This window comes from Bartonella sp. AA81SXKL (genome assembly GCF_042196945.1).
Classification (GTDB): domain Bacteria; phylum Pseudomonadota; class Alphaproteobacteria; order Rhizobiales; family Rhizobiaceae; genus Bartonella.
In genome coordinates this window covers 1-752 of sequence record NZ_JBHIRH010000208.1, presented here as the reverse complement: position 1 = coordinate 752, position 752 = coordinate 1, and the positions used below count along the sequence as shown (strand labels likewise).

General features: G+C 39.2%; 2 protein-coding genes. One reads left to right on the top strand and one right to left on the bottom strand.

Annotation, left to right across the window (positions count from 1 at the left end):
* Positions 1-371: endonuclease/exonuclease/phosphatase family protein (locus tag ACFINZ_RS10635; RefSeq protein ID WP_375701498.1), on the top strand; the 371-nt coding region annotated here is incomplete at its 5' end.
* Between the two features lie 15 nt (positions 372-386).
* Here the strand turns inward: ACFINZ_RS10635 and ACFINZ_RS10630 are convergent.
* The coding region (locus ACFINZ_RS10630; RefSeq protein ID WP_375701497.1) for a DNA polymerase at positions 387-752 on the bottom strand (366 nt) is incomplete at its 5' end.

The following is a 752-nucleotide window of genomic DNA, read 5'->3' as shown; positions in this document are numbered from 1 at the left end:
TTCGTGTTATTGCCGCTCATTTTGGCTTATTACGCCACTCTCGTAATCAGCAAACAAAAATGCTCCTCTCACTGCTGCAAAAACGCCCTCTTATGCCTACACTGCTTATTGGGGATTTTAATGAATGGCGGATTGGAAAAGGTTCATCTTTAAACCATTTTGCACCCTATTTTGATAGCACAGTTGGAACCGTACCAAGCTTTCCTTCTCGTTTCCCCCTTCTGGCTCTTGATAGAATTCTTGCTTTCCCTCATCAACTAGTGATACGTATTGAAAATCATCATTCACCGCTTGCACGCATTGCCTCAGATCATTTGCCTATCAAAGCTTATCTTGATCTTTCTCATGCAATGGCTACTCTTAAAAAATAAAATAAATGAAAAAGGCTAATGTGCTTCATCCCAATTTTGAGCGACCATTACTTTTACTTCAAGCGGCACAGACAAAGATAAAACCGGCATTGTAGCGTTTTCCATAACTTTTTTAACAACAGCCATGGTTTTTTTACTCTCCTCTTCTGGTACCTCAAAAACCAATTCATCATGCACTTGTAACAACATTTTAGCTGACAGTTTTTCTTTTTCCAAAGCATCTTCCATTTGAATCATAGCACGGCGAATAATATCCGCAGCTGATCCTTGAATTGGTGCATTGATAGCAGCCCGTTCATTAAAGGAACGAACTTGTGGACTAGCTGCTTTTATTTCCGGATAATGAATACGACGTCCAAAAATTGTTTCTACATAACCATT